Raw genomic sequence first — 15,126 nt, forward strand, 5'->3', positions numbered from 1 at the left:
CTTGCCCTCCTCGAGTCGCTGTGACGCGAGCAGCAGATGCACCTGCAACGAGCGACCGACGCGGCCGATGTTGATGAAGCTGTCGACGAACTCGGGTTTGGCCGACAGCAGCTCACTGAACTCGTCGGCGACGATCAGCAGCGCGGGGAGCGGTTCGAGGTCGCTGCGGCCGTTCTTGCGCGCCTTCTCGTAGTCGCTGACGTTGGCGAAGTTCCCGGCGGAGCGCAGCAGTTCCTGCCGCCGCACCACCTCGCCCTGCAGGGCATCCTGGAAGCGGTCGACCAGAGCGAGCTCTTGACCGAGGTTGGTGATGATCGCCGAGACATGCGGCATCCCGGCCATGCCGGCGAAGGTCGCGCCGCCCTTGAAGTCGACGAGCACGAAGTTGAGCTGCTCGGGGGAGTGGGTGAGGGCGAGCGCGAGCACGAGGGTGCGCAGCACCTCCGACTTCCCGGAGCCGGTGGCGCCGATGAGCACACCGTGGGGTCCCATGCCCTGCTGCGCGGCTTCCTTCAGGTCGAGCACGAGGGCGGCGCCCGAGGTGTCCTGTCCGATCGGCACCCGCAGCCGGTCGCGTTCGAGACGGGGAAGCCACGTGCGATCGACGTCGATGTCACGCACGTCGGGTAGAGCGAGCAGCTCGACGAGCTCTCGCTGAGCACTGCCGGTCTCGCCGGTGGACGCCGTCGGCTGGGAGTGCAGCGGCAGCAGTCGCCGGGCGGTCGCCTCGGCTTCGACGATCGTCACGGTATCGGGCGTGAAGGGCACGGCTGCGCGACCGAGGTGGATGAGCTCGCTGACCGTGCGCCCCTCGGTCGGCAGGGCGATGCGCAGGGTGCCGTGGTCGTCGAGGTCGCTCCACCGTTCGGGGAGTTCGAGTACCGTGACGCCGGCCATGCCCTCGCCGCCGACGATCGGATGCCCCGCGGGCAGCCGTACCCCGTCGACGAGGATCACGATGTGCGGGCTCGTGCGGGTGTCGCGGCCGAATCGCGGACGCTCGCGCAGACCCGCCGGAAGCAGGTCCTCGAGAGTGTCGAGATCGGAGGCGATCAGGCGTGCGGGCCCGACGCGATCCTCCACCCGCACCGATTGCGCGTGCGGCAGCCACTTCGCCCATTCCCAGTGGGGCAGTTGCGAGGGCCCGGCGAGAACGGCGATCTGGAGGGTGTCGGGGTCGTGGAGGGCGGCGAGGCCGATGACCATCGATCGCGCGAGCGCCCGCACGGCGTCTTCGTCGGAGCCGATGATCTCGATGCGGGCGTCGTCCCCGAGGTCGACGGCGAGCGGCAGCGCGGGCTGGATCTCGTGGGTGAGCATGAACCGGTGCGCCGCGCTCGCGGCGACCGGGTCGAGTTGAGCGAGCGAAGGGAGCTCGGGCGCCTCGAGTGTGATGCACAGCGGCTGATCGGACACTCCCACACGGGTGCGGAGGAAGGCGTCGTCTGTCCCGGCCCGTTCCCAGACGCGGGTGCGCTCCTCGGCGAGGAACGGGAGCGCGGCGGGGGCCGGGTGGATCCAGTTCCCGTGCCGGCGTTGCTGGCGGGCCGCGCTGCGCACGGTATCCCGCAGCTCCGAGAGGTAGGCGAGGTACTCGCGCCGGTTGGCAAGCACCTGCGCGGCTCGCTGCGAGCGCTGTCGCCACCCGTTCACGGCGACGAAGCCGAGCGACGACAGCAGGAACATGCCTCCGGTGATGAAGCCGGTCGGCCCGGCGTTGGAGATCGTCACCATCACGATCGCGCCGACCGAGCCGATCATCGGGAGCAGTGAGGTGAGGATGCCCCCGGCCCCGTCGGCGGGGACGAGCTCGGGAGGAGGTTGCACGAGGATCTTGCCGCTGGGCACGCGCGGAGGTGCGAGTCGCGGTGTTCCGCTCATCCGGGTGCTCCCTCGGTGCGTCTCGGGCCCTACCGGCCGTGTGACCGGGCGGCGGGGCTGGCTGTCAGTGGTGGCGGGGCGTCGCCCGGTCAGGCGCGTCCGCCCGCTCCGGCGCCCTCCGAGCGCGGACCCAGGTCGACGTCCTCCTCGAGCTTCGGTGCGACCGGGCCGCCGAGGCCGCGGCCGCCGCGCTTCCCGTCGCCGTTCGCCGAGCCCGGGGCGCCGCCGCCCAGCATGCCGCCCGCGGCGCCGCTTCGCGTCCCCGACGTTTCGGTGGGGGCGGCCGTGGCCGCTCCCGCAGCCGACGAGCGGGCGCCGCCGAGAAGTCCTCCGGAACCGCTGCGGGCGTCGGCGCCCAGGCCGCCCGACCCGCCGGAGGAGCCCGCCCCCCTGCCGCCGGCGAACGCTCCCGCGCCCGGGGTCGCGTCGGCCGTGGCCGCCGCGGTGAGGCCCGCACCGGCGTACCGCGCGCCGGCTCCGAGCATCGCGGCACCGGCGATTCCGGCCCCCGCCCCGAACCCGCCGGGGGTGGCCGGAGTGAGAGTCGACGCGCCTCCCTGCAGTCCCGTGCCGGCTCCGCTCCCTATGACCGTTCCCGGGGCGAAGCTCGTTCCCCCGGAGCCGAGCGGACCGTCCGGTGTCAGCACGATGTCGTTTCCCCCGGTCCAGCTGCCGTCGCCGGTCTGCACGGTGTGGTCGGTCACACCGGGCACCGTGGCCGCTGTGGGAACGGGCGGTGCGGTGACGGTGTTCGCGGTGTGCGTCGTCGATGTGCGCGCCGGCGGCGTCGCCGGCGTGTCTGTCCCATCGGGTGCCGTGTCGAGGGTGAATCGGCTGAAGCCGTCAGCGGACAGCAGTGGGAACCGGGGTTGATCGGACATCGATGCCGCGATGCCGCTCGACGCAGCGGTCACGGCCTTGTGCGCGGCGGCCTCGCGCTGGGAGCTCATCCACTGATTGATCTGGTCGACCGCGAACGGCCCGGCGATGACCGAGATCGGCCCGAGGGGGAGGGTCAGTCCCGTCGCCGCCCCACGCACGAGCGCCTCCTGGGTTCCGTCGAGAGATCCGTTCGGGAGCGCGGCGAGCGCGGAGCGGGCGGACTCCCGCTCGGCATTCGCCTGCGTGATGGCGGCCTGGAAGACGCCGATCGCCGCGGTGAGCTGGTCGATGGCCGTCGCCGATGTGCGGAGCGTCTCTGACGCGGCGAGGGCCGCCTGTCCGGTCAGCCCGTTGTCGTCCGACGCCGCCCGGAGCACCGTGGCGAGGTCGGGGAGGAGGCTCTGCAGCTGCGGCAGGTTCGCCTGCGACCAGTCGCCGACCTGAGCGAGCTGGATGAGTCGTTGTTCGTAAGGCCCGGGGTTGCTCATCCTGCATCCTTCCGTTGAGGACTTCGTGCGCGTGTTCGACGGATGACGAGCACCGTCGTCACGGCGAGGCCCGCGACCACGAGCAGGCCCGCCGCGCCGAGAGCGATCGGAACGCCCCCGCTCGACTCGGGGGAGGCGACGGTGCCCGCTCCGGAGGGCACGGGACTCGGCGTCGCGGAGGACGTGGAGGCGCCGCCGCTGCGGGCGCCTGCGAACTGCTGCGCCGTGGGGAGGCCCGACGACTTCCCCATGAGGGGATTGGTGTCGGGATAGGACGCGGGGTCGGCGCTCAGCATGCCCGCGAGGAGTGCGCCGCCGTATCCGTATCCCTGTGCGACAGCGAGGTTTCCGTTCGTCGTCCCGCTTGCGTGGTGGATGAGCGACTGGATGAGTTGATTCCCGGTCGCCGACGGATACTTCTCTTTCGCCAACGCGAGCATTCCCGCCACCAGCGGCGTCGCGAGCGATGATCCCGAGGAGGTCCCTGCGATCCAGCTGCCGTCGCTCGCGCCGGCGGGGGTCGAGATATCGACACCGGGGGCCGCCACGGTGACGTCGTCGTTGATGACGGGAGTGCCGGCGGGGTTCTCCAGAAGGCTCCCGGTCGAGGAGATCGCCGACACGGCGACGACGCCGTTCGCGTCCCACGGATAGGTCGACGCGGACCCGTTCGCGTTCGGAGTGCCCGCCACGATCACGACGCCGGCGGCGAGGGCGCGGGCGATCGCCGAGTAGTACTCGGCGGGGACGGCGGGCCCACCGGTCGAGATGCTGATGATCTCCGCGCCGTTGCGCACCGCTTCGTCGATGAGGGCGCCGTAGAGGTCGGTGCGCTGACCGTCCGCCGTCTGCACCCCGCACGCAGGGTCGGTCGAGTTCAGCGGCGCCACGTAGTAGTCGATGGTGGCCTTCGGAGCGATGCCCCGGATCTCCCCGGGGCCGGCGCCTGTGCCCACCAGGAGCGACGCCACGGAGGTGCCATGACCGGAGTCCTCGGTGTACGTGGTCGTGGTCGCCGCGGAGCCGTCGCACGCCGGCCCGTGGGTGACGATGTCCGCGCCCACGAGTGCGGGGAACTCGGTGTTCACCGGTCCGTCAATGACCGCGATGGTGACGCCGGAGCCGTCGATGCCCGACGAGTGGAGCTGCGCGAGGTTGTACTTGGCATACCACCAGTTGCCATCGGTCGTCGCCGCGGCCGACGCGGCGGAGGGCACGAGCGCGAGCGCGGTCGCGGCGACGAATGCCGTCGCCGCCGCGAGGCGCGGTGCGGCGAACCTCACGATCCGTCGACCCAGGCGCTCGCCACGGCGGAGCTGTCGGTCTGCGCGGCTCCTGCGGGTGGCGGCGGTGCCGAGGCGGCGGACGGTGCGGCCGCGACGTCGATGGCGTGCTCGAGCATCCCCGCTGTCAGTGCAGAGAGGTCATCGGATGCCACGAGGCGCTGGGCGGCCGCCTTCAACGCGTCGGAATGCTCGGCGATGACGGTCTGGATGCCGGTCACGGAGTCGGCCAGCGTCGATGCGTTGCGTGCGAGCCAGGCGTAGAACGTCGCTTCGGCCGCTTCCGTCGAGTGCCCGTCGACGTGCGTCAGCTCTTCGGACGTCGGCAGCTGCGCCGACTGGATGAGCAGTTTCTCGGCCTGGTTCTGCACGGCCTCGAAGTTCACACCGAGCCACGACATGTCAGCGCCTCCCCCTCTTGGATCGGATCAATTCTTGTGGAGGCGCTCGTCGACGATGTGCGCACCGGGGAATCGGTGGATAAGTCGCGCGGTGGCGGCCGCGCCGCGGCATCCGCTCAGTCGGAGTCGCCGAGGAGACGACTCACCGTGAAGACGCGGTCGCCGAGTCGCACCCGGACGCCGTCCTCCACCTGCGTGCGCGCCCCCGGCAGCACGGGCGTGGCGTGCCCCTCTTCATCGAGGAGGTCCGTGCCGTTGGTCGATCCGACATCGGTGATCCAGGTGCCCGCGCGGGTGTGCTCGAGGCGAGCGTGCGTCTTCGAGACGGTGCCGTCGGGGTCGCGCACGACGACCAGCTCGTCTCCTGGAGCCGTCGGCTCGGGCCGGCGCCCCAGGTTCACGGCGACCGGCACCGGAAGCTGCGCGCGCTGTCCGGTGTCGAACGCGAGCAGGAGCTCGCCCGATGACGGATCTGCCGCGGGTCCGTCGGTCTCCCACGGGACGACACCCCGCCGACGCGGACCGGGCTGTCCCGTCGATCCGCCGCTGTCGCCCCCCGTGACCTCGCCCGGCAGCGTATCGACCACCGGCGTCGGTGCGGCGGAGATCACCCCGCCCACCCGCGGAGTCGAGGTGATGAGGGCGGGCGCGGCATCCGGCCGACGGATGACCGGCGCGATCGCCGCGCTCCCGGCGATGCCCTCCCCTCGCTGCGTCCTCACCGCGGGGGCCGGCAGCACCGTGGCCCCGTTGTCGGGCGTGCCCATGACGACGTCGGCCTCGTGACGGCGAGGCACCGCGACGACGACGGTCTGCGCCGCGCGATCAGCCCAGGAGCGTCGGCGAGGCCCGCGGTCCCACGCCGCCGACGCCTCGACCAGCCACGCTCCGACGCCGAGCACCGCAGCACCCATCGCCGAGATGAGGCCGCGCACGAACGCCCGTCCCACCCCCGGCGAGAACGGAGCGTCCGCCCTCGTCACGCGCAGCCGGAGCAGCGCCTTCCCGATACTCGTCCCCGTGCGTCCCTGCACCACCCACAGGGCGACCAGCGCCTCGAGGGTCGCGAGCACTGCGAGGAGGACGGATGCCGAGGCGACTCCGACGATCGTGGCGATCGCCGCCACGGCGGCCATGTCGATCGTGAACGCGGCGACCCGTGCGCCGACACCGGCCACGGCGCCCAGATGGGTCGACCGCGACGCCGCGGTGTCCCGTCCCGTGCCGACGGCCCCGCTCGGCGGCGACCCCCCGCTCATGCGCCCATCATTCCACGCAGCAGGTCGATGGCGTCGGCGGCCATCAGGCCGGCCGGGAGCGCCAGGGCGATCGCGAGCCACTCGATGACGTCTCCCGTCCGCGACCACGCCAATGACCGCGCACCCCGGGCGATGGGGATCGCCGCGAGACCCGCGAGCACGCCCGCCGCCAGCAGCACGACCGCCGAGACGGCGAGCACATCGGCGTCGAACGCGCCGATGATCCCGGCGACGGCGGTACCGATGACGACCGTCGCGGCGAGCCGCGGCATCCACATCGTCACGGGCGACAGGGCGCGGCGGGATCCGAGCAGGAGGGCGGCGGCGGCACAGATCGCGAGCGCCACGCGGCCCGCGAACACGAGTGGATCGGTGAGGGGAAAGCCGGGCAGCGCGATGGGGGCGGTGGCCGCGGCGATCAGCGAGAGCGTTGCGGTGCCCGCCACGAGCCGAGCCGAGGATCGCACGGCGACTTCGGCGGCGGTCGACGCGGAGATGGGGCCGCCGGGCTCGGGATAGGTCTGCCGCACCGACCAGCGCGTCGTCTGGAATCGCGGATAGTCGATGAACATGCCCGGAGACACGTCGAGCAGAGTCGCGACCAGCAGGCGGCGCGCCACCGGGACGAGCCCGAGCGAGACGGCGGCGGGTGCGGACACGGGAAGGTCGAGCATCATCGCCGCGCCCCAGACCAGCGCGAACGGCAGCAGCACCACGGCGGTCACGCCGAGCTCGGCGCGGAAGGTGGCCCTCGAGGCGACGAGTCCGAGCAGCCCTGCGAGCGCCGCGGCGCATCCGAGACCGGTGAACACCGCCAGCGACGCGGATGCGGCGGGCATCTCCGGGATCGCGACCGCGCCGCCGGCGAACGCGAGCGCGAGCGGGCCCCACGCGCTCCCCGCGCCCGTCGCGCGCGGGGACGCCCGCGTCGCCCAGGGCACCGAGGAGGCGATCGCCGCGGCGAGCGCGACGGCGGCGAGGACCGGCCGCGCGGACGGGACGATCGCGTCGGGCGCGCCGAGCGCGACCACGGCGACCCCCAGGCCGAGCGCGCCCAGAGTCCACCAGAGGGCGGCGCTCTCGACGGCGTCGCGCCGTCGGCGCATGCCGCTCCTCGCGGTGGGCCGGCGCTCACCCGTCTCGACGACGGTGAGGACCGCGCCGTCGTCGAGGTCGCCGATCGGCGACCCCGGGGCGATCTGTCTTCCGCCCCGGCCGAGGAGCGTCTGGCGGGCAGGGTCGAGGTCGATGCGTGCAGCGTGCAGCGCGTCGGCGAGCGTGCGGTCGATCGGCACGGAGAGATCGTGACGGGACGTCGCATCGATCACGGCTATGCGCCGCCTCTCGATGACGGGGCGGGTCACTGAGCGAGGTCTCTCGACGGCGTGCCGAGCTCGGGTTCGCGGGCCGCAACGCGTCGCCTCGCCGGATCGGTCATGGTCTCAGCCGTTCCGGAAGAGCTTGGCCGAGGCGCGGTCGGACTCGACGTACCCGGCCGACATCTGATCGGCCGCGCGGGCGATGCGCTCGAGCAGATCCCGCATCTCGGAGAAGGTCGCGCTCCACGAGCGCTGCGCCCGCTGGTAGGCGGATCGGGCATCGCCGTCCCAGCTCGCCTCCAGCCGACCGACCTCCTGCTCCAGGCCGGCGAGGATCGCGCCGATACGGGCGCTCTCCGTGCGCAGCTCCGCCGCGCTGACCTCCAGAGCGAGCGGGTCGACCGAGAAGTCGTGCATGTCAGTTTCCGCCCATCATGGTGCCGAGGCCCGAGATGGTCTGCTGGTGCGCTTCCTCCGTCGCGGCCTGATCGCGTTCGGTCCCGCGCAGCGCCCCGTCGAACTCGACGAGTACGGCGGTGAGGCGTTGCGCATCCGCGCTCCACGTCGACACCAGCGACTGGAACGCCGTCGCGGCGTCTCCGTGCCAGTACGCGCTCAGCTGGTCGAGTTCGCCTCGGACGCGACCGATGCTGTCGACGATGTCGGCCCGCGCGCCCGATACGGCTTCCGCACCGCGCCGCAGCGCGCCTTCGGTGGCTCTGATCGATCCGGTCATGACTCCTCCTGTGATCGATTCATCGACGGTGACGAGACGGATGCCGGTGGCCGCGGCATCCCCTCATCGGCGAGGCGGTGATCGCCGACCGGACGCCCGCCCGCGATCACCGCCCGAACGTCAGAGCGAGAATCGGCCTGCCGACGACTTGTCGGATGACACGTAGCCCTGCGAGATCTCGGTGGTCTTGGCGGAGATCTGCTCGAGCAGGGTGTTGAGCGCGGTCAGTGACTGCGTCCATTTGCGCTGTGCGGTGTCGTAGGCGGTCTGCGCCTCACCGTTCCACGAGGCGCGGAGCTTGCCGACCTCGTTCTCGAGCTGTTCCAGCCGAGCCTTGATTCCGTTGGCGCCGGTGCGGATCTGCCCGGCGAGGGCGACGACCTGCTCGGGCTTGACGGACATCGACTGCATGATGACTCCTCTTACTCTCTGCCGACGCGTGCGTCAGCTGCCCATGATCGACGAAAGACCGGAGATGGTCTGCTGGTGGGACTCTTCTGTCGCCGACTGGTCGCGCTCGGTGCCGGTCAGGGCCGACTCGAGCGTCACGAGCACCTCGTTCAGCTTGCGTGTCTCGTCGTCCCATCGGGTCATGAGCTGGGTGTACGCGACGGCGGCCGCGCCGGTCCAGAAGCCGCGCACCTGCTCGATCTCGCCACGGACGAACTTCACCTGCTGGTCGATGCCGGCCTTCGCGGTGTTCACTGCCTCGGCTCCGCGCTTGAGCGCGCCTTCCTCGGCGGAGATCACATCTGCCACGTCAACCCCCTTCATTCATTGACTGGATCGGAGTGGGGCTCCCGTGCGGTGGTCGTCACCGTGATCGAGCGCCTCGGGTCCGACGGTAGCCATCGGCCCCCGCGCTCGGGGCCCGATCCGGCCATTGTGGATAGTTCGTGGATGAGAGTTCTGTCATCTGGATCCGGCTCCTCGCAGTCATCCCCAGGCGCATTCGAGGGCTTCCACGCCGCGGCTACACTGGCGGCGTCGTGCGCGGGCACGGCGGATGAGGGCAACGAGGGGGAGCGCACCGGTGAGTCAGAGCGTCGTCGCCTCGCGTGCTCTCGTGCGCGTGTCGGTGCAGTGCGAGGGCCGCCGGCTCGACATCGGCATCCCCGCTCAGCTGCCGCTCATCGAGCTGATGCCGGGCTTCGCGCGCAGTCTCGGCGTGCTCGATCCGACCATGACGCACGCGGGCTATGCCCTGCAGCGCGCGGACGGCACGGTGCTCGACGTCGCGCGCGGGGCGGCGGAGCAGGGTGTCGACGACGGAGACCTGCTCACGCTCGCCCGCGGCGGTCTGCTTGCTCAGCCGCGCGTCTACGACGACATCGTCGAGGCTGTGATCGACGCGACCAGTTCACAGCACAGACCCTGGTCGCTCCAGGACAACGCACGCACGGCGCTCGCCGCGTCCCTCACGCTGCTCGGTGTGTGCGCGGCGCTGCTGCTCGCAGCCGGCCCCGGGCTGGGTCTCGGTGCGATCGTCGCCGCGGGAGGCGCGGTCGTGCTCGTCGCCGTCTCCGCCGTGGTCGGCCGCCTCGGCCAGAGCGAGGCGGGGCACGGCCTCGGCATCGCCGCGGCCCTCTTCGGTGCTCTCGCCGGATTCCTCGCGGTGCCGGGGACGGAGATCTGGACGTGGCCCCTCGCGGCCGCGGGACTCGGTGCGGTCGTCATCGGCGGCGCCTCACTCGCCTTCCAACCCGACCGCCCCGAGATCCAGCTCGCCCCCCTCGTCGCGGGCGCCGCGGTCGGCGTCACCGCGACGCTCGCCGCCGTGCTGCCGGTGGATGCGGTCGCCGTCTACGCGGTGATGGTCGCGGTCGTGGCGACGCTCGGCAACGGGCTTCCCTGGCTCGCCCTCAGCTCGACGCGCATCCGGGTCATCTCGCCCCAGAGCGACGCCGAGGTGTTCGCCGCGCCGACACCGATCGACGGTGACGACGTTGCGCGGCGCATCGCGGCGGGCCATCGCGTGCTCGTCGCGAGCCGTCTCGCGCTGGGCATCGTCGCGCTCGCCGCGACACCGCTCGTGGCGGCCGCGAACGCGGCCGGCGCGGCGCTGTGCGCACTCGCGTTCCTCGGCATGATGTTCCCGTCGCGCCAGTCCTACGCGCGCAGCGCGGTGTTCGCGATCATGGCGCTCGGCACCGTCGGCCTCGCCGTCACGGGTATCACGGTGACCGTCGGCCAGCCGGCGCTTCGCCTCGTCCTCCTCGTCGCGCTCATCATCGCCACCGCGGTCGTCGTGACGATCACGGTGCTCGCGCCGCGCGCGCGCACCCGGCTCGCACGGGTCGCCGACACGATCGAGCTGATCATCCTGGCGGTGCTGCTGCCGCTCGGGGTGATCGCCGGCGGATGGGTCTGACCGCGTGGCGACCAAGAGCGACCTGATCGAGGCGCAGAACTTCTCGCGCCGCCGCCTGCTCACGGCGTTCACGAGCGGTGCCCCCGAGGGGAAGGAGCTCGAGCCCGCCGCGCCACTGCGCGCCGTCATCGCCGCGATCGCCCTCACCGCCGCGGTCGTGCTCGCCGGAGTGTTCTACGGGCTCATCCAGCCGGGGCTCCCGAGCGGCTGGCAGAACGGCAAGCTCATCATCGCGAAGGACACCGGCGCGCGCTACGTCACCGTCGACGGCGTGCTGCACCCTGTGCTCAACACCGCCAGCGCGCGTCTGCTGATGCCGGCCGGGCAGTTCGACGTCATCAACACGAGTCAGTCGAACCTCGCCGACATCCCCCTCGGCTCGACCGTCGGCATCGTGGGCGCGCCCGATCAGGTGCCTGCGGCATCCGCTCTCATCGACACCGGCTGGACGGCCTGCCTCGCCGACGCCGCCGGCATCGCCGTACAGCTCGGCGAGGCACCGGCGGCCACCGCGACAGACCGGGCCATCGTGGTCGACGCGGCCGGCGGCCGGTACGTCGTCGCAGGCGGGACGAGTCACCTCGTGGATGCCGCGTCGGGCGACGCCGTGCTGCGCGCCGCCGGGATCGCGGCGAGCACGCCGCGCGCGGTGAGCGTCGACTGGCTCAATCTCTTCACTCCGGGGGCCCCGCTTGCTCCACTGACCGTGACGGACGCGGGCGACCAGGTGCTCGGCACGACCCTGCGCGTCGGGGACGTCATCCACTACTCGGGGAGCGCCGAGGACGATCGCTTCCTGGTGCAGTCGGATCACACTCTCGCCCCGCTCAGCCCGCTCGCGTGGCAGCTGTACCAGCTCGGCAGCGGGGCGAAGGCCACCGACGTGAAGGACGTTCCCCAGTCGGTGAGCTCGGGACTCCCGACCGCGAAGGAGCCGGCGGGCGGCGCCGACTGGCCCGCCGCGGGATTCACCCCCCTCGACGCGGCGTCGCGGCCCTGCGCGCTGCTCGCGAGCGACGGACAGGCGACGCGCACCGTGCTGGCCGCCCGCGCCGCGAGCCTGCCGGCTCCGGCGGGAGTGAGTGTCGCCGCCGGTCACGGTGCGCTCGTCAACGCCGCCGGGCGCGGCGATCAGTCGAGCGGCCTCGACACCCTCATCGACGCGACCGGCACCGCCTACGCGCTGCCGGGCGCCACCGAGCAGACCCTCCAGCGTCTCGGCTACCAGGCGACCGACGTGACGACGGTCACCAAAGCCTGGATCCCGTTCTTCCTCACCGGGCCGGCGCTGACCGAGTTCGGGGCCGGCGGGGGCACCGAGGGGCAGCAGCTCTCGCCGAGCCCGACGGCGACCGGGGCCCCGTGACGGCGGGCCGCGGCATCCGTGCGGTCGTCGGCGTCGCGCTCGGAGCGGCGCTGCTGGCCGCGGCGACGCCTGCGGCGGCGATGGGACGAACGGATGCCGCGTTGGCGCGCCCGCTCGCGACCGACACCGGGGAGTGCACCGCCTCGACGCGCATAACCGACCCGGTGAAGGCGCTCGGCGTGCTGCAGAGCGGTGATGCCTGGCAGATCACGCAGGGCGCAGGAGTCACCGTCGCCGTCGTCGACTCGGGGGTCGCGGCGAACCCGCACCTCGATGGCGCGATGGCCGGCGCGATCGACCTCGTCGGTGACGGCGCCGGTGCGAACGCGGACCTCAACGGCCACGGCACCGCGATCGCAGGTCAGATCGCCGCGCGCCCCCTCGACGGCTCCGGTGTCGAAGGCCTCGCCCCGGCGGCGCGCATCCTGTCCGTGCGGGTGTTCGCCGGCACCGAGTCCGACCAGGTGAAAGCGGGATTCGGCCCCTCGGTCGCCCGTCTCGCCGCGGGCATCCGCACCGCCGCCGACAACGGCGCGCAGATCATCAACGTCTCGATGAGCACCGCGACCGATGACGCCGGTCTGCGGGATGCGGTGGCATACGCGGCATCCCGTGGCAGCCTCGTCGTCGCGAGCTCGGGAAACCGCGACAACCAGCTCGCCATCGAGGAGAATGCCGCCGACGGTGCGCGCTACCCGGCGGGCGATCCGGGGGCCGTCGGCGTCGCGGCGACCGACCTCAGCGGTGTCGTGACGGACGCGAGCATCCACGGGCCGCACGTCGCCCTGGCTGCGCCCGGCCAGGACATCCTCACCACCTCCACCCAGGGCGGCGACTGCATCTACGTCTCCGACAAGCCCGCCACGAGCTTCGCGACCGCCTACGTGTCGGCGGCGGCGGCGCTCGTCGCCGCGGCCTACCCACAGGAGACGCCGGCTCAGTGGGCCTATCGCCTCGAGGTGACCGCTGTGCGCGCGAATCCCGACCAGCGCACGGATGCCGCGGGATGGGGAACGATCCAGCCGTACGAGGCGCTCGTGATGGTGCCGGGTGCGGGCGTACGCGGGCCGGTGAGCCCTTTCGTGTCGGCGGAGCCGGTCGTCAGCGAGACGCCCTCCGCCGCGGTGAGCGTCACCGCCCGGCCCCCCGCGAACAGCGAGGCGGTGTTCGTCGGGGTGATCATCGCGGTCCTGGTCGCTGCCGCGCTTGCGATCGTCGGCACCCTCGCGGTGCTGCGCGGACGGCGGCGTGCCGGACCACACGAGGGGACGTCGTCGCTGCCGGCAGCACACGCGAGCCACGGGCTCTACGGAGATCCGCCGGGCGGGCGGTGATCGGCGGCATCCGCCGGATCGCGTCAGTGGCCCGGTTCGAGTCGCAGCGCCATGTCGCCGAGGCGGAACTCGCCCGTGATCTCGGCCACCGTGTGCGCGGCCAGCGATTGCACGGATCCGCGGGCGTCGACGACGCTCGTGCCGTTCGTCGACCCGATGTCGCTCAGTGACCACCGGCCCGCGATGAGGCGCAGCGCGGCGTGCTGCGTCGACACGGTGCGGGTCGCGTCCGCGATGGCGAGGTACTGCACCCCGGCCTCGTCACCGAACGGATGACGGCCGATGATGACCCGATCGGACGCCACCGCGTACCGCTCCCCGTCGGCGGTGACGATCCACCAGGCGGCCGCCGTCGTTCCGTCGCCGGGTGCCACGGAACGCCGTGAGCGTCGGCGGAGCGGCAGATCGGCGACGTCGGTGGGGAGCACCGACGGCAGGTCGTGCGAGGCGGGAACCGCGTCGACCACCTCGGCGGCAGATTCGGATGCGGGAGGTGTCTGGGCGGCGGGAGCCGCGACCGTCGGCACCCCGGCGGCGTGCGCCCGCGGGGGGCCGGCGGGGGCGAGCGGAGTGGCGCCGGGGGCAGCGAGCGGCGAGCCCCCGGGGGGAGCGGGGAGGGGAGCGGCATCGGCCGCCGGCACACGCTCGCCGATCAGGCCGACCATCACCGCGGGCGTGTCATCGTCCTCGTCGTCGGAAGGGGTGCGTACTTCGGCGGGTGGGAGCGGGGCGCGGGCGCCGACGACCATCGCCCAGACCGGTGGGAGGAGGGCGCCGATCACCGTCGTGCCGACGCCGAGTCCGAAGCGGGCACCGACGCGGTGTACCGCCCTCACGTGTACGACGTAGCCGTAGACGTTTACGACCGGGACGAATGCGAGCACCGCGAGCGCCGGCTCGAACCGGGCCAGGCGCAGCAGCTCGGCCTCGTTGCCCACCGGGATCCAGGCCCGCCAGCCGTCCGCGTCGACCGCCCGGAAGACCCGCGACAGCCCCGCCGCGTACCACGCGTGCAGGGTCGCGGCCACGACGACGAGCGTCGCGACGATCACGACCGCGACGACGAGGGAGCCCGCGGCATCCGTCATGTCTCTCCCCCCGATCAGCGTCCGGCGCGCTCGACGTTACCGGGCGCGATGCCCCCGAACGGCACTGTGCACAGGCCGAACGGCGGATGTCTCGACCCGCGACCCCGGTGCGCGCGGAGCCGGCGCGACGTAGCGTGGGGGCATGAGCCTCGAACGCCCCGTCACCCCCGACCCGTACCCGCTGCTGCCCGCCGTGCCGGCCTTCACCGTCACGAGCGCCGACATCACCGACGGCGCCCCGCTCGACGACGCGCAGGTCGCCGAGTTCGGCAACACCTCGCCGCAGCTCAGCTGGTCGGGCGCCCCCGAGGGCACCCAGTCGTACGTCGTGACGTGCTACGACCCCGACGCGCCCACCCCGTCGGGGTTCTGGCACTGGATGCTCGTCGATCTTCCTGCCTCGGTGACCTCGCTCGAGCGCGGCGCCGCGGCGGCCGCGCTGCCGGAGGGTGCCTTCCATCTGCGCAACGACGCCGGCCAGCCGGGATTCATGGGTGCCGCGCCGCCTGCCGGCGACCAGGTGCACCGCTACTTCTTCGTCGTGCACGCGGTCGGGGCGCCGACCCTCGGCATCGACGAGGATGCCTCACCCGCCGTCGCCTCGTTCCAGCTGGCGTTCCAGACCCTCGGCCGCGCGATCATCCACGGCACGTACGCGCACTGACCGGCGGCATCCGTGCCCGTCGGCGGCGCGGCACGCTGGCCGCGGTCCGGCGGC

The 15,126-nt window shown here is 72.7% G+C and carries 15 protein-coding genes; 4 read left to right on the forward strand and 11 right to left on the reverse strand.

The window, feature by feature from the left end; genetic code table 11:
- From eccCa to ABT08_RS09160, 10 genes are all read right to left on the reverse strand, one after another.
- A partial coding sequence (gene eccCa / locus ABT08_RS09115; protein WP_288114758.1) for a type VII secretion protein EccCa occupies window positions 1-1,881 on the reverse strand: 1,881 nt, incomplete at its 3' end.
- Window positions 1,882-1,970: 89 nt separating this feature from the next.
- Window positions 1,971-3,251: a hypothetical protein gene (locus ABT08_RS09120; protein WP_288114760.1), complete on the reverse strand. Its 1,281-nt coding sequence runs from the start codon at window positions 3,249-3,251 to the stop codon at window positions 1,971-1,973.
- Complete coding sequence (locus ABT08_RS09125) at window positions 3,248-4,534, reverse strand: S8 family peptidase (protein WP_288114761.1); 1,287 nt, start codon at window positions 4,532-4,534, stop codon at window positions 3,248-3,250. The genes ABT08_RS09120 and ABT08_RS09125 overlap by 4 nt, the downstream gene beginning before the upstream one ends.
- A complete protein-coding gene (locus tag ABT08_RS09130; protein WP_273204675.1) occupies window positions 4,531-4,935 on the reverse strand; it encodes a hypothetical protein in 405 nt (134 codons plus the stop codon). The genes ABT08_RS09125 and ABT08_RS09130 overlap by 4 nt, the downstream gene beginning before the upstream one ends.
- A 116-nt stretch (window positions 4,936-5,051) precedes the next feature.
- On the reverse strand, window positions 5,052-6,194 hold the full coding sequence (locus ABT08_RS09135; RefSeq protein ID WP_288114764.1) for an RDD family protein: 1,143 nt from the start codon (window positions 6,192-6,194) through the stop codon (window positions 5,052-5,054).
- The gene (locus ABT08_RS09140) at window positions 6,191-7,489 is read right to left on the reverse strand and encodes a hypothetical protein (protein WP_288114766.1); all 1,299 of its coding nucleotides are present in this window, start codon (window positions 7,487-7,489) and stop codon (window positions 6,191-6,193) included. The genes ABT08_RS09135 and ABT08_RS09140 overlap by 4 nt, the downstream gene beginning before the upstream one ends.
- 147 nt (window positions 7,490-7,636) lie before the next feature.
- Complete coding sequence (locus tag ABT08_RS09145) at window positions 7,637-7,930, reverse strand: WXG100 family type VII secretion target (protein ID WP_045245769.1); 294 nt, start codon at window positions 7,928-7,930, stop codon at window positions 7,637-7,639.
- 1 nt (window position 7,931) lies between these two features.
- Window positions 7,932-8,249 carry a WXG100 family type VII secretion target gene (locus ABT08_RS09150; protein WP_288114768.1) on the reverse strand — a complete coding sequence of 106 codons (318 nt, stop codon included), beginning with the start codon at window positions 8,247-8,249 and terminating at the stop codon, window positions 7,932-7,934.
- Window positions 8,250-8,369: 120 nt separating this feature from the next.
- On the reverse strand, window positions 8,370-8,660 hold the full coding sequence (locus tag ABT08_RS09155; RefSeq protein WP_056206407.1) for a WXG100 family type VII secretion target: 291 nt from the start codon (window positions 8,658-8,660) through the stop codon (window positions 8,370-8,372).
- A gap of 33 nt (window positions 8,661-8,693) precedes the next feature.
- Complete coding sequence (locus ABT08_RS09160; protein WP_045245778.1) at window positions 8,694-9,008, reverse strand: WXG100 family type VII secretion target; 315 nt, start codon at window positions 9,006-9,008, stop codon at window positions 8,694-8,696.
- 274 nt (window positions 9,009-9,282) lie between these two features.
- On the opposite strand from ABT08_RS09160, the gene eccD reads away from it, so the two are divergent.
- Genes eccD through ABT08_RS09175 form a run of 3 tightly spaced genes read left to right on the forward strand, consistent with a single transcriptional unit; the run spans window position 9,283 to window position 13,320 of the window.
- Window positions 9,283-10,620: a type VII secretion integral membrane protein EccD gene (gene eccD / locus ABT08_RS09165; protein ID WP_288114769.1), complete on the forward strand. Its 1,338-nt coding sequence runs from the start codon at window positions 9,283-9,285 to the stop codon at window positions 10,618-10,620.
- A gap of 4 nt (window positions 10,621-10,624) precedes the next feature.
- A complete protein-coding gene (gene eccB / locus ABT08_RS09170) occupies window positions 10,625-11,986 on the forward strand; it encodes a type VII secretion protein EccB (protein ID WP_056206413.1) in 1,362 nt (453 codons plus the stop codon).
- Window positions 11,983-13,320, forward strand: coding sequence for a S8 family serine peptidase (locus ABT08_RS09175; RefSeq protein WP_288114772.1), 1,338 nt, complete (start codon window positions 11,983-11,985; stop codon window positions 13,318-13,320). Before eccB ends, ABT08_RS09175 begins: the two co-directional genes overlap by 4 nt.
- Before the next feature lie 23 nt (window positions 13,321-13,343).
- Here ABT08_RS09175 and ABT08_RS09180 read toward each other — a convergent pair whose 3' ends face one another.
- Complete coding sequence (locus ABT08_RS09180) at window positions 13,344-14,408, reverse strand: DUF5684 domain-containing protein (RefSeq protein ID WP_056206417.1); 1,065 nt, start codon at window positions 14,406-14,408, stop codon at window positions 13,344-13,346.
- 142 nt (window positions 14,409-14,550) lie between these two features.
- On the opposite strand from ABT08_RS09180, the gene ABT08_RS09185 reads away from it, so the two are divergent.
- Window positions 14,551-15,072 (forward strand): YbhB/YbcL family Raf kinase inhibitor-like protein, encoded by a 522-nt coding sequence (locus ABT08_RS09185; protein WP_056206419.1) that lies wholly within the window; start codon window positions 14,551-14,553, stop codon window positions 15,070-15,072.
- The last annotated feature ends 54 nt before the right edge of the window (window positions 15,073-15,126 follow it).

This window comes from Microbacterium sp. SCN 71-21, from assembly GCF_001725695.1.
GTDB lineage: Bacteria > Actinomycetota > Actinomycetes > Actinomycetales > Microbacteriaceae > Microbacterium > Microbacterium ginsengisoli.

Bases quoted from the DNA above. Each gene is read 5' to 3' on its own strand.
- ABT08_RS09120 (WP_288114760.1), bottom strand. From the start codon at position 3,251: ATGAGCAACCCCGGGCCTTACGAACAACGACTCATCCAGCTCGCTCAG.
- ABT08_RS09130 (WP_273204675.1), bottom strand. From the start codon at position 4,935: ATGTCGTGGCTCGGTGTGAACTTCGAGGCCGTGCAGAACCAGGCCGAG.
- ABT08_RS09135 (WP_288114764.1), bottom strand. From the start codon at position 6,194: ATGAGCGGGGGGTCGCCGCCGAGCGGGGCCGTCGGCACGGGACGGGAC.
- ABT08_RS09145 (WP_045245769.1), bottom strand. From the start codon at position 7,930: ATGCACGACTTCTCGGTCGACCCGCTCGCTCTGGAGGTCAGCGCGGCG.
- ABT08_RS09150 (WP_288114768.1), bottom strand. From the start codon at position 8,249: ATGACCGGATCGATCAGAGCCACCGAAGGCGCGCTGCGGCGCGGTGCG.
- ABT08_RS09155 (WP_056206407.1), bottom strand. From the start codon at position 8,660: ATGCAGTCGATGTCCGTCAAGCCCGAGCAGGTCGTCGCCCTCGCCGGG.
- ABT08_RS09180 (WP_056206417.1), bottom strand. From the start codon at position 14,408: ATGACGGATGCCGCGGGCTCCCTCGTCGTCGCGGTCGTGATCGTCGCG.
- ABT08_RS09185 (WP_056206419.1), top strand. From the start codon at position 14,551: ATGAGCCTCGAACGCCCCGTCACCCCCGACCCGTACCCGCTGCTGCCC.